The organism is Vogesella sp. LIG4 (assembly GCF_900090205.1).
Classification (GTDB): domain Bacteria; phylum Pseudomonadota; class Gammaproteobacteria; order Burkholderiales; family Chromobacteriaceae; genus Vogesella.
The window spans coordinates 2403717-2427348 of sequence record NZ_LT607802.1; the positions used below are offsets into that span (position 1 = coordinate 2403717).

20 protein-coding genes are annotated in these 23632 nt (G+C 64.4%); 14 read left to right on the plus strand and 6 right to left on the minus strand.

The window, feature by feature from the left end; genetic code table 11:
- The first annotated feature begins 27 nt into the window (after nt 1–27).
- From rnr to PSELUDRAFT_RS11355, 3 genes are all read left to right on the plus strand, one after another.
- On the plus strand, nt 28–2412 hold the full coding sequence (gene rnr / locus PSELUDRAFT_RS11345) for a ribonuclease R (protein ID WP_088966944.1): 2385 nt from the start codon (nt 28–30) through the stop codon (nt 2410–2412).
- A 140-nt stretch (nt 2413–2552) separates the two neighbouring features.
- Complete coding sequence (locus PSELUDRAFT_RS11350) at nt 2553–4409, plus strand: DUF3857 domain-containing protein (RefSeq protein ID WP_162291253.1); 1857 nt, start codon at nt 2553–2555, stop codon at nt 4407–4409.
- A 142-nt stretch (nt 4410–4551) separates the two neighbouring features.
- Nucleotides 4552–5304, plus strand: coding sequence for a CHAD domain-containing protein (locus PSELUDRAFT_RS11355; protein ID WP_088966946.1), 753 nt, complete (start codon nt 4552–4554; stop codon nt 5302–5304).
- Between the two features lie 2 nt (nt 5305–5306).
- Here the strand turns inward: PSELUDRAFT_RS11355 and PSELUDRAFT_RS11360 are convergent, their stop codons facing one another.
- The 4 genes from PSELUDRAFT_RS11360 to PSELUDRAFT_RS11375 form a co-directional block, all read right to left on the minus strand.
- Entirely contained in the window at nt 5307–5981 is a 675-nt protein-coding gene (locus PSELUDRAFT_RS11360; protein WP_088966947.1) for an ATP-dependent Clp protease proteolytic subunit, read from the minus strand.
- A gap of 135 nt (nt 5982–6116) precedes the next feature.
- Nucleotides 6117–6638 (minus strand): YSC84-related protein, encoded by a 522-nt coding sequence (locus tag PSELUDRAFT_RS11365; RefSeq protein WP_231895203.1) that lies wholly within the window; start codon nt 6636–6638, stop codon nt 6117–6119.
- 237 nt (nt 6639–6875) lie between these two features.
- A complete protein-coding gene (locus tag PSELUDRAFT_RS11370; protein WP_088966949.1) occupies nt 6876–7352 on the minus strand; it encodes a DUF2127 domain-containing protein in 477 nt (158 codons plus the stop codon).
- A 116-nt stretch (nt 7353–7468) separates the two neighbouring features.
- Nucleotides 7469–8245: a helix-turn-helix transcriptional regulator gene (locus tag PSELUDRAFT_RS11375; RefSeq protein WP_088966950.1), complete on the minus strand. Its 777-nt coding sequence runs from the start codon at nt 8243–8245 to the stop codon at nt 7469–7471.
- Nucleotides 8246–8404: 159 nt separating this feature from the next.
- Between PSELUDRAFT_RS11375 and PSELUDRAFT_RS11380 the strand changes: the two genes are divergently transcribed.
- Nucleotides 8405–9217, plus strand: a complete 813-nt coding sequence (locus PSELUDRAFT_RS11380; protein ID WP_088966951.1) for a carbon-nitrogen hydrolase family protein — start codon at nt 8405–8407, stop codon at nt 9215–9217.
- A gap of 223 nt (nt 9218–9440) precedes the next feature.
- Nucleotides 9441–10763: an APC family permease gene (locus PSELUDRAFT_RS11385; RefSeq protein WP_088966952.1), complete on the plus strand. Its 1323-nt coding sequence runs from the start codon at nt 9441–9443 to the stop codon at nt 10761–10763.
- Nucleotides 10764–10871: 108 nt separating this feature from the next.
- On the opposite strand, the gene PSELUDRAFT_RS11390 is transcribed toward PSELUDRAFT_RS11385, so the two are convergent.
- A complete protein-coding gene (locus tag PSELUDRAFT_RS11390) occupies nt 10872–11639 on the minus strand; it encodes an ABC transporter substrate-binding protein (RefSeq protein WP_157725098.1) in 768 nt (255 codons plus the stop codon).
- A 478-nt stretch (nt 11640–12117) separates the two neighbouring features.
- Entirely contained in the window at nt 12118–15516 is a 3399-nt protein-coding gene (gene mfd, locus PSELUDRAFT_RS11395; RefSeq protein ID WP_088966954.1) for a transcription-repair coupling factor, read from the minus strand.
- Nucleotides 15517–15728: 212 nt separating this feature from the next.
- Between mfd and PSELUDRAFT_RS11400 the strand changes: the two genes are divergently transcribed.
- From PSELUDRAFT_RS11400 to rplI, 9 genes are all read left to right on the plus strand, one after another.
- A complete protein-coding gene (locus PSELUDRAFT_RS11400) occupies nt 15729–18926 on the plus strand; it encodes an EAL domain-containing protein (RefSeq protein ID WP_231895204.1) in 3198 nt (1065 codons plus the stop codon).
- A gap of 40 nt (nt 18927–18966) precedes the next feature.
- A complete protein-coding gene (gene rlmB / locus PSELUDRAFT_RS11405; RefSeq protein ID WP_088966956.1) occupies nt 18967–19713 on the plus strand; it encodes a 23S rRNA (guanosine(2251)-2'-O)-methyltransferase RlmB in 747 nt (248 codons plus the stop codon).
- Between the two features lie 126 nt (nt 19714–19839).
- Nucleotides 19840–21354: a multicopper oxidase family protein gene (locus PSELUDRAFT_RS11410; RefSeq protein WP_088966957.1), complete on the plus strand. Its 1515-nt coding sequence runs from the start codon at nt 19840–19842 to the stop codon at nt 21352–21354.
- Nucleotides 21355–21359: 5 nt separating this feature from the next.
- Entirely contained in the window at nt 21360–21662 is a 303-nt protein-coding gene (locus PSELUDRAFT_RS11415) for a metal-sensitive transcriptional regulator (RefSeq protein ID WP_088966958.1), read from the plus strand.
- A 25-nt stretch (nt 21663–21687) separates the two neighbouring features.
- Entirely contained in the window at nt 21688–21894 is a 207-nt protein-coding gene (locus PSELUDRAFT_RS11420; RefSeq protein ID WP_088966959.1) for a heavy-metal-associated domain-containing protein, read from the plus strand.
- A gap of 146 nt (nt 21895–22040) precedes the next feature.
- Nucleotides 22041–22409, plus strand: a complete 369-nt coding sequence (gene rpsF / locus PSELUDRAFT_RS11425; protein WP_088966960.1) for a 30S ribosomal protein S6 — start codon at nt 22041–22043, stop codon at nt 22407–22409.
- Nucleotides 22410–22427: 18 nt separating this feature from the next.
- Nucleotides 22428–22727 (plus strand): primosomal replication protein N, encoded by a 300-nt coding sequence (gene priB / locus PSELUDRAFT_RS11430; protein ID WP_088966961.1) that lies wholly within the window; start codon nt 22428–22430, stop codon nt 22725–22727.
- 4 nt (nt 22728–22731) lie between these two features.
- On the plus strand, nt 22732–22959 hold the full coding sequence (gene rpsR, locus PSELUDRAFT_RS11435) for a 30S ribosomal protein S18 (RefSeq protein ID WP_088966962.1): 228 nt from the start codon (nt 22732–22734) through the stop codon (nt 22957–22959).
- 23 nt (nt 22960–22982) lie between these two features.
- Nucleotides 22983–23432 (plus strand): 50S ribosomal protein L9, encoded by a 450-nt coding sequence (gene rplI, locus PSELUDRAFT_RS11440; protein ID WP_088966963.1) that lies wholly within the window; start codon nt 22983–22985, stop codon nt 23430–23432.
- The last annotated feature ends 200 nt before the right edge of the window (nt 23433–23632 follow it).

Sequence of the window (23632 nt, forward strand, 5' to 3'; positions counted from 1 at the left end):
ATTATAAAGACCTTTTTGAGTGTGTCAATGGCTACCAAACGAAAAAATAGTAAGAATGTGCCGTTGCGCCAGCAAGACCCATTCCTTGCTCGCGAAAAATCCAAATACGACAATCCCTTACCGAGCCGAGAGTTCATTCTCGAAATTCTCGAAAAAAACGGTGTGCCGATGCATGCCGAAGAGTTGGCCGCAGTTTTTCCCATTTACGATAACGAGCTCGACCTGTTCGAGCGCCGCCTGCGCGCCATGGAGCGTGCCGGTCAGATTCTGATCAACCGCAAGGGCGATATCTGCGTGGCGCAGAAAATCGACCTGATTCCCTGCCGCATCAGCGGCCACCGTGATGGTTTCGGTTTCGCCGTGCGCGAGGCAGCCGATGGCGACGATATCTTCCTGCCCGAACGTGAAATGCGCAAAGTGCTGCATGGTGATCGTGCCATGGTGCGCATTGCCGGCACCGACCGCCGGGGCCGCCAGGAAGGGCGCATCGCCGAAATCATCGAACGCCGTACCACCCAGCTGATCGGCCGCATCTACAAGGAACGCGGCGTGTGGTTCGTGGTGCCGGAAGACCGCCGCATCAATCACGAAATGCTGGTGGAAGCCGGCGGCGAAGACGGCGCCAAGGACGGCCAGGTGGTGATGGTGGACATCATCGACTACCCGGACGAGCACCGTCAGGCCATCGTCAAGGTCAGCGAAGTGCTGGGCGACTATGCCGACCCGGGCATGGAAATCGAGATCGCGCTGCGCAAGCACGATCTGCCGCACGTGTTCTCCGACGATGCGCTGGCGCAGGCCAAGGCCACCAGCCAGAAGGTGGGCAAGCGCGATATCAAGGATCGCGTCGACCTGCGCGATCTGCCGCTGGTGACCATCGATGGCGAAACCGCGCGCGACTTCGACGACGCTGTCTATGCCGAGAAGAGCGGCAAGGGCTTCCGCCTGATCGTGGCCATTGCCGACGTGAGCCACTACGTGCGCTCCGGCGATGCGCTGGATGTGGATGCGCGCGAGCGCAGCACCTCGGTGTATTTCCCGCGCCGGGTGATTCCGATGCTGCCGGAGGAGCTGTCCAACGGCATCTGCTCGCTGAACCCGGATGTGGACCGCCTGTGCATGGTGTGCGATATGCAGATCTCCGCGCGCGGCAAGGTGAAAAAGTACCAGTTCTACCCGGCGGTAATGCGCTCGCAGTGCCGCTTCACCTACACCCAGGTGTGGCAGCTGCTGTCCGAAAACGGCGAACACAAGCTGAAACCGCAGCTAGAGACGCTGTACGCACTGTTCCAGCAGCTGCTGGCGCAGCGCCAGAAGCGTGGCGCGGTGGATTTCGACACCACCGAAACCCAGATGCTGTTCGACGACAACGGCAAGATCAGCCAGATCGTGCCGGTGGTGCGCAACAATGCCCACCGCCTGATCGAGGAATGCATGCTTGCGGCCAACGTCTGCGCTGCAGAGTTCATCCTCAAGCACGAGCACAAGGGCCTGTTCCGCGTGCACGAAGGCCCTACGCCGGAAAAACTGGAGCAGCTGCAGGCATTCCTGCGCCTGAAGGGGCTGCAGCTGGGCGGCGGCACCAAGCCGACCACCAAGGACTACGCCGCGCTGGCCGACGCCGTGCGCGAGCGCCCGGATGCGTCGATGATCCAGACCATGCTGCTGCGCTCCATGCAGCAGGCGGTGTACCAGCCGGACAACCTCGGCCACTTCGGCCTGTCCTACGATGCCTACACCCACTTCACCTCGCCGATTCGCCGCTACCCGGACTTGCTGGTGCATCGCACCATCAAGGCCATCCTGGCGGACAAGAAGTACAAGCCGGGCAAGTGGGAGCAGCTGGGCATGCACTGCTCGATGGCCGAACGCCGCGCCGACGACGCCAGCCGCGACGTGCAGGCCTGGCTCAAGACCTACTACATGCGGGACAAGGTGGGCGAAGTGTTTACCGGCAAGATCAGCGCGGTGGCGGGCTTCGGCATCTTCGTGCTGCTGGACACGCTGTACGTGGAAGGCATGGTGCATATCTCCGAGCTGGGGCGTGACTACTTCCACTTCCACAAGGAACAGCAGGCCATCATTGGCGAGAAGAGCGGGCTGAAATACCAGCTGGGCGACGCGGTAACCATCAAGGTGATGCGCGCCGAGCTGGATACCGCACAGGTGGACTTTGCGCTGGTGAACCCGGAGCGCGAGGCGGCTGCTACGGAAGTTGCGGGCAATCGCGGCAAGCGTACTGCCAAGGCTGGCAAGCCTGTGGCCGGTCATGCCGGCAAGGGCGCCAAGCCGCAGCAGGACGCTCCGGCAGGCGCACGCCAGGCGCCCGCCGCGGGGGCAAGGCGGCGCGGCAAGGCACCGGCTGCCGATGAGCCGGCGCCGGCACGCAGCCGGCGTAGTCGTCGCAGTTGATGTTCAACCGCAGCCAGGTGCTGCGGTTTTTGTTTGTGCAGGCGGGCTGGAAAAGCCCGGCAACTATCGATATGGTATTGGTATATCGTTTGCCGTCGCCGGCGGCTGTTACCGGCTCATTCCTGAAGAAAGCAAGGCGCATGAAATATCTGTTTGCCGCCGTGGTGCTCGGCAGTGCCAGCCTGGCCAGCCAGGCCGCGCTGCGTTCGCCGGCGGAGGCACCCGCCGCCATCGAGCACAGCGAAAGCTGCCGCTGGGATCTGCGCAGCGGCAGCGACTGCCGGGTGGAGCAAAGCATCACCATTCTGCGCGAGGCCGGGCGCGACAAGAACGGCACGCAAACCCTGTGGTACGAACCGGACGACAAGCTGGAGGTGCGCGAGGCCTACACCCTGCAGCCGGATGGCCGGCGCATCAACGTGGCCACGCGCGATCAGCAGCGCGGCAATGCCGCCGATGACAACGGTTTCAACAACTACCAGTTCCTGAAGCTGGCATTCCCGGAGGTGAAGGTAGGCAGCAAGCTGGTGCTGCACCTGCGCCGCTTCTCGCCGGTGATCAAGCCGTTCGGCCTGCTGGCCAAGCGCTTCGTGTTCGATGACGACGATCTGCGCTACGACCGCATGAGTTACGAAGTCAGCGCCGGCCAGCAGCTGTTCTGGCGCGTGAACGACCCGCAGCAGAAACTGGATGCGCAGGCGGACCAGAATGGCCGCCACCTGCGCATCCAGCTGCGTGCGCCGCTGTACCTGGGCATTACCGAAGCGGGCGACCGCCTCAAGCTGCGCAACCCGCTGCAGTTCGATGTCAGCACCGTGGCCGATGCCCGCGAGGCGGAACGCCCGGCGGCGCAGGCCATAGCCCGACTGTTGGCCGCACCGCTGCCGCCGCTGGCGCAGCAGGCGGTACGGGCGGCCAGCGGCCAGCCGTGGCAACAACAGGTGGCGCAGCTGCTGGAGGACGTCAACGACCGCATCCGCTACATGGGTGACTGGCGGGTATCGGAAAACGGGGTGATCCCGTTCCCGCTGGCCGATATCGAGCGGCGCGGCTTTGGCGACTGCAAGGACATGGCGCTGACCCTGACCGCCATGCTGCGGGCGGTGGGGCTGGATGCCAGCGTGGCCTTCGTGCGCAGCGACTGGGACAACCGCCCGCCGCTGCTGGTGACCTGGGGCTATTTCAACCATGCCATCGTGCGGCTGAAGGTGGAGGGCGTCAGCTACTGGCTGGACCCGACCAGCAAGGTCAATGCGCTGGGCAGCACGTCCATCCTGCTGCAGGATCGCGTGGCCTTCGTGCTGGGGGCGGAGGGAGCCGTGCAGCCGGAGACGATTCCAGCCAACCCGCCGCCGGCGCGTTTCGAGGAGCAGGTGCAGGATTTCACCTCGCTGGATGGCAAGCGCTGGCGCATGAGCGGCAGCAATGTGCTGCATGGCCAGACGGTGCGCGAGCTGTTCGAGGACGAGCTGGCCAGCAATCGCAGCGATGCCGATTCCTCGCTGGTGCGTGATTATTTCCTGTTCGAGAACATGAACCTGCGCTCGCTGAAAGTGGAGCGCGGCACGGCGCAGCGGCTGGTGAGCAGCCCCTACACCGTCACCGCGCTGGCCACGGTGGGCAATGTCACCCGCCCGCTGGGGCCGTACCGCCTGGCCGACCTGCGCCTGCTGCGGCCGCGCATCGAGAACCTGCGCGACTACTACGCGCAGGATGGCGTCAGCGATTACTTTCTGGAAGTGGGCGGCTACAGTGGTGTTACCCGCCTGCACGGGGTGAAGCCGCTGCTGCAGGCCGCCAGCTGCAAGGTGCAGTCGCGCTGGCTGGATTACGCCATCGCACCGGTGGCGGTGGTGGACGGCATCGGCCTGCGCTATGAGTTGCAGCGCAAGGTCAACTGGGTCAGCGGCGACGAGTTGCACAGCGAAGACTTCCGGCAGATGCTGGATCAGCTGGAGGAGTGCGATGCCCAGGCACAGCTGCTGCTGTACCGCTGACAAGCGGTTCGCGATCTGCTGCGCGTCGGCGATACGGCGTTAAAATCGGCGTCGGCATGCGCGTTTACCATTGCTTTTGCCTTGTCTCGCTCCAGCTCGCCGGATCGTGAATACCCGCCAACCGTTTTGCCAGGGGGATGGCATGAAGACAGTCTCGACCCGCCGTTTGCTGCGGCATCGCCTGCAGCAGCTGCTGCTGGACATCCGTGACACCATGCCGCGACTGAGCGAGGCAGAGGATGCGGAGGCGCTGCATCAGCTGCGCATCGCCCTGCGCCAACTGCGCAGCCTGCTGCAGGCCCTGGCAGCCTTGCCCAATGGCAAGCCGTTGCGGATTGTGCAGGGCCAGCTGGGCGAGTTTACCCAGCGCAGCAACTCGTGGCGGGACCGGGAAGTACGGCTGCAGCAGCTGGAAACGTTGGCCGCACAGTACGATACCCGGACCTTTGCCGCCTGGCGGCGGCGGGAGGCGCAGCAGCTGCAGGCAGGCAGGTGCCAGCTGCAGCAGCAGGCGAGCGAGCTGGAACAATTGCTGGAGGCCAGCTGGCAGCATTGCCAGCCGGTGCTGAGCAATGGCAGCGAACGCCTGCGCCGGGGCTTGCGGTCGGCGCTGCAGCGCACCCGTCGGCGCTACCGCACGGCGCGGGTAGCCTGGCGGCAGCAGGCTGGCGACGAGCAGGCCGAGCATCGCGTGCGACTGTTGGCCAAGCGCCTGCGCTACCAGGTGGAAGTGTGTGCCGATGTGGTGGGCAAGCGCTGGTTGCGCCGGGCCGAACGTGCCAAGCAGTGTCAGCAGCAGCTGGGCGATGCTCGCGACCGGGTGCTGCTGCTGCGCAGCCTGCGCGAGGATGCGGTGCCGCTGCCGGCGGCGTTGCGCCGCTTGCTGGGGCTGTAGCGTTAGCCCGGATTACGGCGGTTTTTCTTTTCCAGGCCGGCCTCCACCTTGGCCTTGCTCCTGTCCTTGGCCGGCCGCGTGCTGGGCTCGCCTTTCTGGATGCGGTGCAGGCGGCGGCGAATCTCGTCGCTGTCCATCCAGATATCCTCTCCCTTGAAGATGCGCTCCAGCTCCACGTCGGCCAGGAAAGGGCGGCACACGTGGCGCATCACCTTCTCGAACCATTTGCTGCTGGCCAGTACCTGTGCCTGCTGCTCGTTGCCCTTGCCGATCAGCGCCGATGAATAGTTGTGGAACATCAGCTGGCAGGTGTCGTGCAGGATCAGCTCGTCGCCGGCCAGGAACAGCAGCGCGCCCATGGAGTAGGCACGCGCTTCCAGGATGGTGATTACGTGCGCCGGGCTGGCGGCGATATTGTTGATGATCTGCAGCCCGGTATCGAAATTGCCGCCCGGCGTGTTCAGGTGCAGGAAGATCACGTCGGTATTGCTGGCGCTGCGCAGGGTGTACAGCAGGTCGGTGTAGTAGATGGGCGCACCGATTTCCCCGCTCAGGTAGAAGGAAATCTGCCGTACCGTGCCCTGTGCCTCGTAGCGGCGGAACAGCGGCACGCTGTCTTCATCATCGTCATCATCGTCGTTCTGGCGCGGCTGGTTGCGTAGTGGCAGGCGGGACATGACGGCTCCTCGAATGGTTGTGGGCGGCCGCTGCGAGGTGGCCATGTCTTGATGGTAGTGTCTGCTCCGCCGTTGTGCTGCGCCAGCAAACAGCACGGGCCGCATTGCGGCCCGTGCTGTTTGCTGGCAGAGGGTTTACATGTCCAGCTTGCTGACCTTGGTGCCTTCCAGCGTCAGGTTGGCCATCAGGCCGGCATTGGTCATCACGAAACCGATTACCGGTTGCTGTGCGGTATTCAGGTCGATATCGCCGTTGGCGCCGACTTTGGCCAGTGCCACCGAGGCATCCACGCCGGCGGTCCAGCCATTGCCGCTACGGAATTTGTTCAGCGCATCCTGCGTCATGAACAGGAAGATCACCGCCTTGGACTGGGCGCCCAGCTGCCAGCCGAGCGAGCCGCTGACGGTCTGGTAGTAGCCAGCAGGCTGGCCGCCCACGCGCAGCGCACCCTTGCCGTACTCGGCGCCCACCACGAAGCCGGCGGCCAGCACCGTCGGGAAGATCAGTACACCCTTGGCCTTGCCGACCAGCTCCTGCGAGCCGTGGGCATTGCGGTACAGGCGTTCCAGCGTGGCATTGTAGCCGGCATCGATTTCCTGGCGCTGGCTGGCGAGGCCGCCGGCGCTGGCCTCGGTGCTTGGTTTGGTTGTGGTCATGTAGCCGCCATGGGTTGTGGTACAGGCACTGGTGAACAGTGTCAGTACGGCAGCCGCTGCAACCAGCGGTTTGTGCGGATTCATCATGTCCTCCTGACTGCGGCCGCATTTGGCCGCATGAGTAATGCAGCACGGCGCGAGTGCGCCATCCTGCCCTTGTTATAGGCAATGACGCTGGTGTCAGGTGTTTGATTGGTATGGGTTTATTGACGATTTGTGCCAGTTGCGGCGCTGGCGCTAGTGGTGCGGGCGGCTGTTGTGGCGGGCCTGGCGCCGTTGCCACAGTGCCGCCAGCATCAGCGCCACCACCGCCAGGTTGAGCAGCAGCGAGCCCACGCTCAGCCAGCTGACACGGTGAATGATCTCGGCGATTTCGAACGGCACGTAGATGGTACCGCTGGCCGCAGCCAGCAGCTCGGCCCAGGTGGCTTCGCGGTACAGGCCGTAGGCTTCGACAAAGCGCAGCGTGGAGTAGGCGGCGGCGCCCAGTGCGATCAGCATCAGCTTGCCGTTCTGCAGGTGCTCCGCCGCGGTGATGAAAATGCTGGGATAGTGCGCCGCCGGGTTCAGGTGTGCGTGCTCCACCATGCGCACGGCGATATCGTGCAGGTCCTTGTGCAGCAGCAGCAGCAGGCCGGAGGCGCCAGCCAGCGCCAGAAAACCCTTGAATGCCTCGAAGGCGGCAACGGCGCGGATGGCCTGGCGTGTCTGCATGGTAAGTCTCGGTGATACGGGAACGGGGAAGGGTGGTTGACTGGCAGGCGGGGCAAAAGTGCTACTGCCTGGGGCGCCATTCTAGCGCAGCTGTGTGTGTTTTTTGCGTCCTGCCGCTAGCGGGTCTTTTCCTGCAGGAACAGCGAAAACAGCTCGCCCTGCGAATTGATGCCCAGCTTGCTGTACAAGTGCTTGCGGTGCGCCTTCACGGTATCGGTGGCGATGCCCAGCCGCTGCGCAATGCCCTTGGAGGAATAACCGCTGAGCAGCAGCTGGCCGATTTCCTGCTCGCGGGCGGTGAGGTTGGCACCGGCAAAGGCGGGTTCGCCGGCGGCCGGCAGCGGCGCCGGACGGGCGGGCAGTTGCAGCTGGCAACTCAGGCGCCAGTGCTGTTTCAGCAGCGGCACCAGCCACTGGCTGATCACGGTGAGCGTGGCGATGGCGGCCGGGGTGAAGCGGCTGGTAGCGCCCAGCGACAGGCACAGCATGCGGCCATCGTCCAGCCGGCAGTTGATCTGCACCTCGTCTTCCACGATGTTGCGGCAGAAGTAGCGGTTGTAGTACTCGGTGCCGCGAAAGCGGTCCGGCGCCACCTCGTCCAGCCGCAGCAGCCCTTCGCGCGGCTGCTCCATGGCGGCGATGTAGAACGGATCCAGCAGGAACAGGCCGGCCAGGTATTCGGCGAACAGCGTGTCCGGCTGGCCATCCTCCTGCGGAATCTCGGCCAGCACCTGCGGCGGGCCGTCCGGGCTGAAGCACAGCGCCACCCAGCTGTTGAAATGCACATAGTCGGCCAGCAGCCGGGTAAGGCGCAGCCAGAAATCGTCGCGATCCAGCGCATCCAGCAGGCTGCCCATGGCACGGTGCCAGGCCAGATCATCCAGATTCAGCATGCAGCTCCCCCTGCGAGGCTACCCCTCGCGTGTGATTTTGCCGCTGCGGGCGGCTTCTTATACTGCTGTTCATTGCCTGCCGGCGGAAGTCAGGCAGGGTAAGGCAAGCCCACCCCCGATACAAGCCGGCCCGACCGGCGGCAAGACAAGGAGACAGACATGCAGGTATTGCTGGCCCAGATAGCGCTGAGCGACAACCAGACCGAGTCCAACCTGGCGCGCGTGCTGGCGCAGATCGCCAGCGCCCCGGCGGGCACCGATCTGATCGTATTCCCCGAAACCACGCTGATGGGCTTTCCCACCGCCGACGAGATCGCCGCGGTGGCCGAGCCGCTTAACGGCCCCACGCTGCAGGCGGTACAGCAGGCGGTGCGTGCGGCCAACGTGGCAGTGGCCGTGGGCTTTGCCGAGGAGCTGGACGGCCGCTTCTACAACACCACGGTGCTGCTGGCACCGGAAGGTGTGCTGCTGGCCTACCGCAAGACCCACCTGTGGGCGTCGGATGTCGGCGTGTTCGAGCCGGGCAGCGAGTTGCCGGTGACCACCTGGCGCGGGCGCAAGGTGGGCATGCTGATCTGCTTCGACATCGAGTTCCCGGAAACCGCCAGAGCGCTGGCCAGCCAGGGGGCGGAGCTGCTGCTGGTGACCAACGGCAATATGGACCCGTACGGCCCGGTGCACCGCACGCTGATGCAGGCGCGGGCAATGGAGAACCAGCTGTTCGCGGTAATGGTGAACCGCAGCGGCAGCGGCGGCGGCCTGGATTTCGCCGGCGGCAGCATGGTGGTGAAACCCGGTGGCGAAGTACAGCTGGAACTGGGGCGCGACGAGGCTCTGGCGACAACCCGGCTGGATTTCGCACTGCTGGACGCCAGCCGCCGCGATTACGACTACGTGGCGCAGCGTCGGCTGCGCCTGGCTGCCGAACCGGCGCAAGCCGGCGAGGGCGGCAGCAGCCTGCATATAGGCTGATGGAACCACCCCCGGCCCGACCGAGCCGCAAGTAGCAGGCGGGCATTTTCAGGGCTTGTTTACGATCTGCTGCGCGTCGGCGATATGGCGTTGAATTCGATTCAGTAATGCGCATTGACGCCATGTCAATTCCGCGCCCCCTAGTTTTCGCCTTGTCTCGCCCTGGCTCGCAAGATCGTAAGCAAGTTTTTACAAAGAGAAATAGAACAAGCAGGAGAAACTCATGAGCACGCTGAAACGATCGCTCACGCTGGGCCCGGTGGTATTGCTGGGCCTGGCTTACATGACCCCCATCATCGTGTTGGGGACTTTCGGCATCATGGCCGACAGCACCCACGGCACGGTGGCCGGCGCCTATCTGCTGGCGCTGGTGGCCATGCTGCTGACCGCGCGCAGCTACGCCGACATGGCAAGGGAGTTCCCGGTGGCCGGCTCCGCCTACACCTACACCCGCAAGGCGATCAATGCCAAGGCGGGCTTCCTGGTGGGCTGGGCGGTGTTGCTGGACTACCTGTTCCTGCCGATGGTGATCTGGCTGTTCGGCGCGGTGTACCTCAACGGCGCCTTCCCGCAGGTGCCGATGGCAGTGTGGATCATCGGCTTCATCGTCATTACCACCGCCATCAATATCTTCGGCATCAAGCTGGCCACCTCGGTGAACTTCATCATGATGCTGATCCAGTTGCTGGTGCTGATCGCCTTCGTGGCGCTGGCGCTGCACTACGTGATGGGCGACGCCAGCAAGCCGCTGTTCAGCCTGGCGCCGCTGTACCAGCCGCAGGTGCCGCAGGGCATGCTGCTGGCCGGTGCCGCCATCGCCTGCTATTCCTTCCTTGGCTTTGACGCGGTAACCACCATGACCGAGGAGACCATCAACCCGAAACAGGTGATTCCGCGCGCCATCATGCTGATCACCCTGCTGGGTGGCGGCATCTTCGTGCTGGCCGCCTACGTGGTGCAGCTGGCGCACCCGGGCTACCAGTTCGCCTCCACCGATGCCGCGGCGTCGGAAATCGCCAAAAACATCGGTGGCGACCTGTTCGTCACCATCTTCCTGATCGGCCTGATCATCGGCCAGTTCGCCTCCGGCCTGTCCGCCCAGGCCAGTGCCTCGCGTCTGCTGTATGCCATGGGCCGCGACGGCGTGCTGCCGCGGCAGTGGTTCGGCCGGCTGCATGCGCGCTTCCAGACGCCAGTGGTCGCCATCCTGCTGTGCGGCGTGGTGGCCCTGCTGGCGCTGTTCATGGACGTAACCACCTCGGTGTCCTTCATCAACTTCGGCGCCTTCCTGGCCTTTACCTGCGTGAACCTGGCCGTGGTGGCGCAGTTCTACCTGCGCTGCCGCCAGCCCACCCTGGGCAACAAGCTGCGATATCTGTTGCTGCCGGTGCTGGGTGCGCTGGCCGACCTGTGGCTGCTGGTGAGCCTGGATCACCGCGCGCTGACCCTGGGGCTGGTGTGGCTGGGCGTGGGGACGCTGTATCTGGCCTATCTCACCGCTGGCTTCCGCCGCAACCCGCCGGAAATGGATTTCTCCGAGGCGTAAACGGGGGCCGAAAAGCTTGCGGCCAACCTTCAGGGTTGGCCGCAAGCGAGAATGCCGACAAAGCCCTTGAGCAGTGCTCAAGGGCTTTGTTGTGTAAACAGCAGGTGCTCACTCGCCCTGTGTCCGAAAACCGTACTGCAGCTTCAGCGCATCGATTTCCTTGCGGTGGCTGACCAGGAACTGCTTGAACGCCTCGATGACGTCGGTGTGCCGGGTGGTGGACAGATACCAGAAGCCGGTGGCATGCGGCAGGGCCGGGTCGTACACCACCGGCTCCTTGGCGGTCTTGCGGATGCGCGACCAGTAGTAGCGGGCAATCCGCGTGTTCATATAAGTGCCGTCCACGTGGCGGGTCAGCAGCTTCTGGTACAGCGCGTCGTACTGGGTAACCTCTTCCACCTGCAGTGCGCCGTTGTTGATCAGCTGCTGGTAGGGGTAGGGGGTAAAGCCGAGCGGCACGCCCAGCACCTTCAGGTGCGCCAGGCCCTTGCCGACGTGCTCCGGGCGCACCAGCACGCCATCGGTAAACGGCAGCATGGGAACATAGCTGATGGCGGCGTTCTTCTTGAGGTCCGTCACCCAGTTCGGGTTGTCCGGAAAGCTGAAATCCAGCTTGCCTTCCACAAACAGCATGTCGCGGCGTTTCAGCGGAAACACCCGGTAATGGAAGGTATAGCCATGCTCCCTGGCAAAGGCGTCCAGGATGTCCTTGCCCAGCCCCCGGTACTGGCCGTTCTGGTAGGAGGAATAGGGCAGAAAGTTCGGATAATCCTCGACACCTACCGTGAAGGTGGTTGTGCCGGCGGCCAGGCAACAGCCGGTGGCGGCCAGCAGGCAGCTGGCCAGTATCCGGGCGGGGAGTGACGGCTTTAACACAGTGGAATCCTGGCGGAAGGCGGAAGCTTGCAGTCTAGGTTTACTTGCAGATGGCAACAAGCGGCGGGTGTGGGGGGCTGGCTGCATGGTGCTTCCTCCCTGCTGTTGCATGGTCGTTAAGCGAATGTGCCGCTGTGCTCGGGTTTGCTGCGGGCCTGTGTGTTTTATCAGGACGCTAACCGCGGAATGGAACGATTTTCCAGTCTTTCTGCACGTAACAGAAGTTGATCGGCGGCACTGTCATGCTTTTATTGCCGTAATTTATCGTGCCCGGCATGAAGCTCACCTTGTCGCCACGGTGTAGGGCAACATTGAATTTCAACAGCATGTCGCTGCACGCATTGAAGTCGATTGGTGTGACAAATGGCGGGGTACATTGCCTTCTGGCTGGAGGTAGGTCTGTCTGCCGCAACAAACAAAACGGCCAACCCTTTGCCAGGGTTGGCCGCATGTTTTTGTGCTGCTGAAACCGGCCGGCTTACGCCGTAAGTTCCTTCAGCAGCTCCTTCACCTTGCCGATGCGCTGCGCCACTTCCGGAATCGGCTGCTCCACCCGCAGCTTGTCCTGGCCGGCCAGTTTGTAGTGCCGCTTGCTCTGGATCAGCATGATGATCTTCACCGGGTCGATCGGCGGGTTCTTCACGAAGCTCAGCTGGATGGCCACTTCGCTGGCGTCCAGTTTCTGGATGCCCATTTCCTTTGCGGCCAACCTCAGGCGGTGGCTTTCGATCAGCGTTTTCACGCTCTGCGGCGGCAGGCCGAAGCGGTCGATCAGCTCCTCGTGGATGGCGTCGATCTCGTCTTCGCCTTCGCAGGTGGCCAGCCGCTTGTAGATCACCAGCCGCTCATGCACGCCGGGGCAGTATTCGTCCGGCAGCAGGGCCGGGCTGTGCAGGTTGATCTCGGTGGTAACGCCCAGCGGCGCGTCCAGATCCGGCTCGCGACCCTTTTTCAGGTCGCGCACCGCCTGCTTGAGCATCTCGGTGAACAGCGAAAAGCCCACTTCCTGCATCTCGCCGGACTGGCCTTCGCCCAGCACCTCGCCGGCACCGCGGATTTCCAGGTCGTGCATCGCCAGGTAGAAGCCGGCGCCCAGTTCCTCGGACGCCTGGATCGCCTCCAGCCGCTTCTGCGCATCCTTGGTCATGCCGTCCGGGGTGAGCAGGTAGGCGTAGGCCTGGTGGTGGCTGCGGCCAACCCGGCCGCGCAGCTGGTGCAGTTGCGCCAGGCCGAACTTGTCGGCGCGGTTGATCAGGATGGTGTTGGCGTTGGGAATGTCGATGCCGGTCTCGATGATGGTGGAGCACAGCAGCACGTTGTAGCGCACCTGCAGGAAGTCGCGCATCACCTGTTCCAGCTCGCGCTCGCGCAGCTGGCCGTGCGCCACGCCGATGCGCGCCTCCGGCACCAGTTCGCTGAGCTTCTCGCGCATGTTCTCGATGGTGTCCACCTCGTTGTGCAGGAAGAACACCTGCCCGCCGCGCTTGAATTCGCGCAGCATTGCCTCGCGGATGATGCCGTTGCGGCTGGGGCTGACGAAGGTTTTCACCGCCAGGCGCCGGCTGGGCGCGGTGGTGATGGCGGAAAATTCGCGCAGCCCTTCCAGCGCCATCGACAGCGTGCGCGGAATCGGCGTGGCGGTGAGGGTGAGCACGTCCACGTTGGCGCGCAGGCGCTTGAGCTGCTCCTTCTGCCGCACGCCGAAGCGGTGTTCCTCGTCGATGATCACCAGCCCCAGGTTGTGGAAGCTGACATCCGGCTGCACCAGCTTGTGGGTGCCGATCACGATATCGACATGGCCTGCGGCCAACCCTTCCAGTGCCTGTTTCACTTCCTTGGCGTTCTTGAAGCGCGACAGTTCGGCAATCTTCACCGGCCAGTCGGCAAAGCGGTCGGCAAAGTTCTGGTAGTGCTGCTCGGCCAGCAGGGTGGTGGGCACCAGTACCGCCACCTGCTTGCCACCCATCACTGCCACAAAGGCGGCGCGCAGCGCTACCTCGGTCTTGCCGAAGCCGACGTCGCCGCACACCAGGCGGTCCATCGGCTTGCCGCTGGTCATGTCGCCGATCACCGCCTCGATGGCGCTGGCCTGGTCCGGGGTTTCCTCGAAGCCGAAGCCGGCGGCAAAGGCGTCGTAGTCGTGGTGGCTGAGGCTGAAGGCATGGCCCTCGCGCGCTGCGCGCTGCGCGTACAGGTTGAGCAGCTCGGCGGCGGTGTCACGCGCCTTTTCCGCGGCGCGTTTCTTGGCCTTGTCCCAGGCCGGGCTGCCCAGGCGGTGCAGTTGCACATTGTCGCTGCCGTTGCCGGCGTAGCGGCTGATCAGCTGCAGCTGCGATACCGGCACGTACAGCGTGGCGCCTTCGGCGTACTCCAGCTGCATCATCTCGGTTTCGCCTTCGCCCAGGTCGATGGACACCAGGCCGAGGTAGCGGCCGATGCCGTGTGCTTCGTGCACCACCGGGTCGCCCACTTTCACCTCGGCGAGGTCGCGCAGCATGGCGTCGGAGCTGGCAGCCTTGCGGCGCTTGGTGTGGCTGCGTGCCACGTGCTGGTACAGCTCGGCCTCGGTGACGATGGCAAGGTTGGCCGCAGCCAGTTCGAAGCCGCTATACAGCGGCGTGGCCGCCAGAGCGAGCTTGTCGTCGCTGGCCAGGAACTCGGCCCAGCTGTCCATGGCCTTGGGCTGGATGCCGTTGTCGCGCAGGAACTGCTGCAGGGTTTCGCGCCGGCCCAGGCTTTCGGCGCCGATCAGCACCCGGCCGGGGTAGCGGCGCAGGTAGTCGTCCAGCTTGGTGAGCGGGTTGTCGGCGCGGCGGTCCACGCCCAGCTCCGGCAGGCGCCGGTAGTGTTCGTTGTCGCCATCCGCCGCCAGTTCGAAGCGGGCGTAGGGCTTGATGGCGGCCATGAGCTCGTCCGGGCGCAGGAAGATGTCGGCCGGCGGCAGCACCGGGCGCTCCGGTGCGCCCTGCGCCATCTGGTAGCGCGATAGCGCGTCGCGCCAGAAGTTCTCCGCCTCGGCCAGCACGTCGCCGTGCAGTACCAGGCCTGCTGCACTGCCCAGGTAGTCGAACACGCTGGTGGTGTCGTTGAAGAACAGCGGCAGGTAGTACTCGATGCCGGCCGGCCACAGCCCGGCGGACACGTCCTTGTAGATGCGGCTTTTGGACGGATCGCCCTCGATGCGTTCGCGGTAGTGCTGGCGGAAGGTGGTGATGCCGTCTTCGTCGCTGGGGTATTCGCGCGCCGGCAGCAGGCGGATCTCCGGCACCGGGTACAGCGTGCGCTGGCTATCCGGGTCGAAGGTGCGCAGCGAGTCGATCTCGTCGTCGAACAGGTCGATGCGGTAGGGCAGGGTGCTGCCCATCGGGAACAGGTCTACCAGCCCGCCGCGGATCGAGAACTCGCCCGGCGCCACCACCTGCGACACGTGCTGGTAGCCGGCTACCACCATGTCGGCGCGCAGCTTGTCCACGTCCAGCCGCTGTTTCTGCTTCAGCCAGAAGGTGCGGCCAGCCAGGTAGCTTACCGGCGCCAGCCGCGACAGCACGGTGGATACCGCGGCGATCACCACATCGCACTCGCCATTGCGGATTTGCCACAGCGTGGAAAGCCGCTCCGACACCAGGTCGCCGTGCGGCGAAAAGTGGTCGTAGGGCAGCGTTTCCCAGTCCGGTAATAGTGCAATGCGCAAATCGGGGCGGAAGAACGGCAACTCCGCCTGCAGGCGCTGTGCGTCCTGTGCGCTGGCGGTAAGCACCAGCATGGGCAGTCCGGATTGCGGCAATGCAGCAAGCAGGGCGCTGTCGGCACTGCCTGCCGGCAGGGCGAGACGGGTCTTCTGGGCGGCCGGCGGCCATGAAGGCATCGGGGTGGTCATATCGCTATACATTCGCAAAGAGGCGGGTATTATAGTGCGGCGCCGGAAAGCAGGCTGCGCAAGACAGCCGCCATACAACATATACATTCTTCCGGCGGCTTACCCGTGCTTTGCAATCAGATATTCATAAAAGCCCGCTGTCTACGGACAGCCAGGGTGCGGGCAGCATTTTTCGTATGCGGGGAGACGTGGACAAATCCACTGCTAGTGCGTTGAGCGCACTGATACTGTTCATTGGCGGCATGCTGCTGTGGCCGGGAGACTGGCAGCATGCGCTATTACCGGCGGTGTTCATCGCCCATGCCGCCATGGCATGGCGCTTTGCCGCCGGCCGTTTCAAGGTGGTGTGGTGGTGGGGCGCGCCGGCGGCGGTGGTGGCCCTGCTCGGCATGCCGCCGCTGCCTGCCGTGCTGTGGCTGCTGTCGTGCGGCGCCATGCTGCTGGGGCTGCACGTCATGCTGCCGGACAGCGGCTTCCGGCTGGATTCCCTTTCTTCCCTCGCCCGTTTGTTGCTGCGCCTGGTGCTGCCGGCGCTGCTGGTCAATGTGCTGCTGTGGCCGTTGCAGGATGCCGCTGGCGGCGCGCGCGCCTTCCTGTTGCTGTGGCTGTCGCTCGCCCTGCTGGTGCCGCTGCTGTATGCCGGCTTCCCCGGCCCGCAGGTGCGGCGCGAGCTGCTGGTGCTGCTGGGGCTGGGCACTTTGCTGGCCGGCATGCTGTGGTGGCTGGGCCGGGCCAACAGCGCCGCCGCCTGCCAGTTGTTGTTGCTGCCGCTGCTGTTTCTGGCGGCGATCCGTGCCGGGCTGGTGGGCGTGGCCGGCATCGGCTCGCTGTACCTGTTGCTGTTTTCGCTGCCGGCGCTGTGGCATGGCCGCATGTGGGGCGTGGCGGCGGATCTGCCGTCCACCCTGGGCCTGCTGCTGTTTGGCGTGCTGGCGCAGGCGGTGGCGGTGTTCGGCGAAGGCTATCGCCGGCGCGAGCGCCTGCTGCAGGACGTGCAGGCGCGCTTCGAATCGCTGCTCAACCAGAGCACCAGCCTGATGACGCTGAAGGATCTGGACGGCCGCTACCTGCTGGTGAACCTGAACTTTGCCCGCTTGTTCGGCATGCCGCAGCAGGCGTTGAAGGGCTGCAGCGCGCGCGAACTGTTCAGTGCCGAAGAGGCATCGCAGATCAGCAGCCACGACCAGCAGGTGCTGCGCAGCCTGGAGTCGCGCCAGTTCGAGCAGGCCATCACCGTGGAGGGCCGCCACTACCTGATGCTGTCCAGCGTGTTTCCGCTGTTCGACAGCGATGGCCTGCCGGCCGGGGTGGGCAGCATCTCGGTGGACATCAGCCAGCGCGCCGAGGAAGAGCGCCAGCTGCAGGAGGCAATGGACAAGTACCGCGCGGTGGTGGAGCAGTCGCTGGTGGGCATCTACATCCTGCAGCACGAGGAACTGGTGTACATCAACCCCAAGCTGGCCACGCTGGTTGGCTATGTGCCGGATGAGATTCTGGGCGTGGCCATGGGCGAGCTGCTGATGCCGGGCGAGGATGAGCATATCCGCGCGCAGATTCGCCGCCGGCTCAGCGAAAACATTCCGGTGATGCACTACGGCACCCGCCTGCGCCACCGCAGCGGCATGCCGGTCGATGTGGAGATCCACAGCCGCTTGATCGACTACCACGGCGACAAGGCCATCATCGGCGTGGTGATGGACGTGTCCGACCGCGTTGCGGCCAACGCCGAGCTGCGGCTGGCGGCCACGGTGTTCGACAACGCCACCGAAGGCATCCTGGTTACCGATGGTGAAGGCCGCATCGTGATGGTGAACCAGGCGTTCACCCGCATCACCGGCTTCGGGCTGGAGCTGGCCATCGGCCGCGTGTCGCGCATGCTGCGCACCGCCAACCGCGAGCGCAACCGCGCGCTGCAGGATGCGCTGGCGCGCGACGGCCACTGGAAGGGCGAAATGTTCGACCGCCGCAAGAACGGCGAGGCGTACACCGCCGAGCTGTCCATCAGCGCGGTGCGCGACCCGCTTGGCCAGCTGTCGCACTACGTGGGGGTGTTTTCCGACATCACCGGCCGCAAGCAGGCCGAGGACCGGCTGCAGTTCCTGGCCAGCCACGACCCGCTCACCCGCCTGCCCAATCGCAGCGCGCTGATCGAGGCCATCGACAATGCCATCATCGAAACCGAAGAGGCGGAGCCCAGGCTGGCGCTGATGTTCATCGACCTCGACCGCTTCAAGCTGATCAACGACTCTTTCGGTCACCAGGCCGGCGACGAGGTGCTGCACGAAATCGCCGCGCGCCTGACGCAGTCCACCGAGCGCTTCGGCCTGGTGGCACGCCTGGGCGGCGACGAATTCACCCTGGTGGTGCGCGACTTCGACAGCCACGAGAGCCTGGGGCGCATGGCGGAGGAGGTGCTGGCCGCACTGGCGCGGCCGATCCGCATCGAGGGGCACGAGGTATTCGTCAGCGGCAGTATCGGCATCAGCGTGTTCCCCAACGACGGCGTGGACGCGGTGGCGCTGCTGAAGAACGCCGACGCGGCGATGTACCGCGCCAAGGAATCCGGCAAGAACACCTACCAGTTCTTCGATGCGCAGATGAACGCGCAGACCTTCGAGCGCCTGCTGATGGAAAGCGGCCTGCGCCAGGGCCTGGAGCGGCGGGAGTTCGAGCTGCATTTCCAGCCGCAGCTGTCCTGCGACGGCCAGCGCCTGGAAGGGGTGGAGGCGCTGCTGCGCTGGCGCCACCCGCAGCTGGGGCTGGTGCCGCCGGGGCGCTTCATTCCGCTGGCGGAGGAAACCGGCCTGATCAAGCCCATCGGCGCCTGGGTGCTGCGCGAAGCCTGCCACCAGATGGTGGCCTGGGACCGCATGGGGCTGCATGTGCCACGACTGGCGGTCAACCTGTCGGCGCGGCAGTTCGAGCAGCAGACGCTGCTGAACGAGGTGAACGACGTGCTGGCGGTAACCGGCCTGGCCGCCTCGCGACTGGAGCTGGAAATCACCGAAAGCATGCTGATGCAGAACCCGCAGGAGGCGGTATCACTGCTGCGCGAACTGAAGGGGCTGGGCGTGAAGCTGTCCATCGACGACTTCGGTACCGGCTATTCCTCGCTGTCCACCCTCAAGCGCTACCCGCTGGACTACCTCAAGGTGGATCGTTCCTTCGTGGAGGGCCTGCCGGACGACGAGGACAGCGCCGCCATTACCGAGGCCATCATCGCCATGGCGCGCAAGCTCAAGTTCACGGTGATTGCCGAGGGGGTGGAAACCGCGGCGCAGAGTGTGTTCCTGGCCAATGCCGGCTGCGCCATCCTGCAGGGCTTCTACTACAGCCGGCCGCTGCCGGTGGCCGAACTGCAGCACTGGTTGGCCGCAAGGCAGCCGGCCTTGGCCGAAATCGCGCGTTAACAGGTAGAATGCGCGGCTATTCGATTGATGGCGGTGCCCCATGAGCAACAAGAAACTGATTCACGGCTTTCATGCCGTCAATGCCCGCCTGTGGCAGAACCCGAAAAGCGTGCTGGAAGTGTTTCTGGCCGGCGGCCGCCAGGATGCGCGCGCGCAGGCGGTGCTGGACAAGGCCGCCGGCGAGGGCGTGAAGTCGCACATCGTGGACAAGGAACGCCTGGACAGCATGACCGGCAAGGCGCGTCACCAGGGCGTGGTGGCGATGATCGACGCCAACCAGAACTTCGTTACCCTGGAAGACGTGCTGGACAACCTGTCCGAGCCGCCGTTGCTGCTGATCCTGGACGGCGTGACCGACCCGCATAACCTGGGCGCCTGCCTGCGCGTGGCCGACGCCATGGGCGCACATGCGGTAATCGCGCCCAAGGACCGCTCCGCCACCCTCAACGCCACCGTGTCCAAAGTGGCCTGCGGCGCCGCCGAAGTGGTGCCCTACATCACCGTGACCAACCTGGCGCGCACCCTGCGCGACCTGAAGGACGCCGGGGTATGGATTGCCGGCACCACCATGGAAGCGGATACCGACCTGTACCACTTCGATGCCGCCGGCCCGCTGGCCTGGGTGATGGGCGCCGAAGGCGAGGGCATGCGCCGCCTGACGCGCGAACACTGCGACGTGCTGGTGTCGATTCCGATGTTCGGCACCGTGGAAAGCCTCAACGTGTCGGTGTCCTCCGGCATGGTGCTGTCCGAGAGCCGCCGCCAGCGGGTGCTCAAGGGCGCCTGAGCCTTTTCACCGCTGCATAAGGTTGGCCGCACACTGTTGCGGCCAATTTTTTTGTGCCGCTGCGGGTGTTGTGAATATACCCTTGTGGGGTATATGATGACGCTAGTCAGAGTACTGGAGCGCAGTATGCAACGTCGCAATTTCCTGCAGCTGGCCGCCGCCGGCGGGGCCGCCTGGCTGGCCCCCAAGGCCATGGCCGAAGAGTTTCCGATGGTGGTGGCGGGCACCGACCACGTGGATATGGGTCACAGCATGCCGATGCCGGCTGCCGCGATGCAGGCCAATGGCGCACTGCCGCCGCTGCCGCCCGGCGAGCACCTGCCGGCTTTGCCGCGGCTGGCCAACGAGGCTGCCGAGGCAGGACATTTCCGCGCCAGCCTGGAAGCCGCGCCGCTGCAGGCCGCGCTGTGGGGCGATAGCCGCCAGACCGCATTCTGGGCCTACAACGGCAGCCTACCCGGCCCCTTGATCGAACTGTGGGAAGGCGACCAGCTGGAGATCAACTTCAGCAATCGCTTGCCGCAGCCCACCACCATTCACTGGCACGGCATGCCGGTGCCGGCCGAGCAGGACGGCAACCCGCACGATCCGGTACAGCCCGGTGCGCAACGACAGTACCGCTTCACGCTGCCGGCCGGCAGCGCCGGCACCTACTGGTACCACCCGCACCCGCACGGCCATACCGCCGAGCAGGCGTTCCGCGGCCTGGCCGGGGCGGTGATCGTGCGCAGCAAGGACGACCCGCTGCGGCATCTGCCGGAGCAGCACCTGCTGTTCTCCGACCTGAAACTGGATGCCGACGGCCAGGTGGCGGCCAATGAAATGGCCGACCTGCACGATGGTCGTGAAGGCCAGTACCTGCTGATCAACGGCACCTGGCAGCCGATGATTCCGCTGTTCCAGGGCGAGCGCCAGCGCTGGCGGCTGTGGAACGCCAGCAGCAGCCGCATCCTCAAACTGGCGCTGCCGGCACACGATGTGCAGCTGGTGGGCACCGACGGCGGTCTGCTGGCCGCACCACAGACTATCGACAGCCTGCTGTTGCCGCCGGGCGCCCGCGCCGAACTGGTGGTGACCGGCCGCTTCCGCGATGGCGTGCCGGCCGGGCTGATCAGCCAGCCCTACCGCCGCGGCAAGATGATGCATGCCGAACAGCAGCAGGACGAAGTGGTGGCCGGCATCATGCAGCACGGCCTGAAACCCACGCAGCTGCTGCCGGCTTCGCTGCGCGCCATCGCGCCGCTGGGTGCGCCGGGCTTTCGCCGCCGTATCGAATTCAGCGAGAACATGGCCGACATGTCGTCCATGTTCCTGATCAATGGCCACAGCTACGACATGAACCGCATCGACGGCACCGGCAAGGTTGGCCGCATCGAGGAGTGGGAGCTGGTGGGCAATGCTCACATGGATCACCCCTTCCACCTGCATGGCACCCAGTTCCAGGTACTGGCGCGCACCGTGGATGGCTTGTGGGAAGACGAGACCTTCCTGGCCTGGCGCGACGTGGTGAACGTGGCGGCCGGCCAGTCGGTGCGCATCCGCTTCGTGCAGCACCTGCCGGGGCTGCGCATGTACCACTGCCACATCCTGGAGCACGAAGACCAGGGCATGATGGCGCAGATCGACTTTCTGGCGGAGTAAACGACATGAGCGAGCAACACGACGACTGCTGCAGCCCCAAGCGCGTGGTGCAGCCGGACAAGGACGCGCTGCTCAAGCGGCTGGCGCGGCTGGAAGGGCAGGTGCGCGGCGTGGCCGGCATGATAGAAGGCGACCGCTACTGTGTGGACGTGCTCACCCAGATCGCCGCCGCGCGTTCGGCGCTGGACGCGGTGGCGCAGCAGCTGCTGGAAAACCACCTCAAGGGCTGCGTGGCGCGGGCGGTGCACGAGGGCGACAGCGAGCAGGCGATTGCCGAAGTCATGCAGCTATTGAAGAAAATGCGCTGAGCGGCGCAGCGAAAGGAGCAAGACAATGACCCGGCAAGTACTGAAAGTGGATGGCATGACCTGCGGCGGCTGCGCCAACGGCGTGAAGAACGCGCTGTTGACGGTGGCCGGCGTGCAGGCGGTGGACGTGGATCTGGCCAGCAAGGCGGTAACCCTGGACTACCAGGGCGAGGCGCAGCCGGCGGCCTGGAAACAGACGGTGGAAGACGCCGGTTTCGATGTAATCGGCTGATTCGCCACAGCAGTTTTGCCCGGGTTGGCCGCAACAGGTGGAGATGTTTGCCTGTATGCGGCCAACTGCGTATAATCTGCCGTTTCAACCCTTGCCCTCCGGCTATCGCGCATGACGGGGGGCTTTATTAGCCACAAGGAGTTCACATGCGGCACTACGAAATCGTGTTCATCGTCCATCCGGATCAGAGCGAACAGGTTGGCGCCATGGTCGAGCGTTACAAGGGCATGGTCCTGAACGCTGGCGGCGTTATCCATCGCCTGGAAGACTGGGGCCGTCGTCAGCTGGCCTACCCGATCCAGAAGGTTCACAAAGCTCACTACGTTCTGATGAACGTTGAGTGCGCTCCGGAAGCCCTGGCCGAGATCGAGCACGCCTTCAAATTCAACGACGCCGTACTGCGTCACCTGACCATCAAGATGAATCGTGCTATCACCGAAGCATCTCCGATGATGAAGGACGAGAAGGCCAAGAACCTGCTGGAAGGCCAAGCCGAAGCAGAAGTTTCCGCCTAATCGGGCGTTACTGCATCCTTGCAGAACCGACTTGAACTGACCGCCACGGTCGAACGCGAAGACAGTCTGAGATACACCCCCGCCGGCTTGCCGGTGCTGGAATTGTGGCTCAGACACCAGTCCCGGCAAAGCGCCGCCAACCTGGAACGCGATGTGGTCTGTGAAATACAGGCTGTGTTGCTGGGGGAAATGGCCAAGCAGTTTGCCGGCAGGCTGGCAGGTAACACGGTGCAATGCGCCGGTTTTCTGAGCCAGCGCAGTCTGCGCAACCCGCGGTTGGTTCTACACATCGAATACGTTGAATTTGTAAGAGGTTAATCAAATGGCTCGTCAACTCTTCAAGCGCAAGAAGTTCTGCCGCTTCACGGCAGAAGGTATCAAGGAAATCGACTACAAATCCGTTGATCTCCTGAAGGACTTCATCGCCGAAAACGGCAAAATCATCCCGGCTCGTATCACCGGCACCAAGACTGGCTACCAGCGTCAGCTGTCCGAAGCCATCAAGCGCGCGCGCTTCCTGGCCTTCCTGCCGTACACCGACCAGCACTAATCACGGGATAAGGATACGACAAGATGCAAATCATTCTGCTCGAACAAGTGGCCAACCTGGGTGTTCTGGGTGACGTTGTTAAAGTGAAGAACGGCTACGCCCGTAACTTCCTGATCCCGACCGGTAAAGCCAAGCGCGCTACCGAAGCCAACCTGAAAGAATTCGAAGCACGCCGCGCCGAACTGGAAGCCAAACAGGCTGCCATCCTGGCCGACGCCAAAGTACGTGCCGAGAAGCTGGTTGACGCTTCCTTCACCATCGCTCAGAAAGCCGGCGTTGACGGCCGTCTGTTCGGTTCCGTGACCAACGTCGACGTTGCTGAAGCCATCACCGCCAACGGCGTTGAAGTGAAGCGCGCCGAAGTGCGTCTGCCGAACGGCCCGCTGAAGGCCATCGGCGAATACGATCTGGAAATCGCGCTGCACCACGAAGTGGTTGCTGCCGTGAAAATCGTTGTGGTACCGGCTGTTTAATTACAGCTTGCACTGCTTCGCCAAAAAGCCGCCCTCGGGCGGCTTTTTGTTTGTTTCAGGCAGACCCGAGTGAAGTGCCTGATCAGCCGCCTGCAGCCGCCCTCGGGCGGTTTTTGTTTTTGCCGCAGGCGGGGGGCGGCTTACACTGTATTCCCGCCTGCATGGGCGATGGCTTGTTGCTGCCAGCTGGCAGGAGGAGA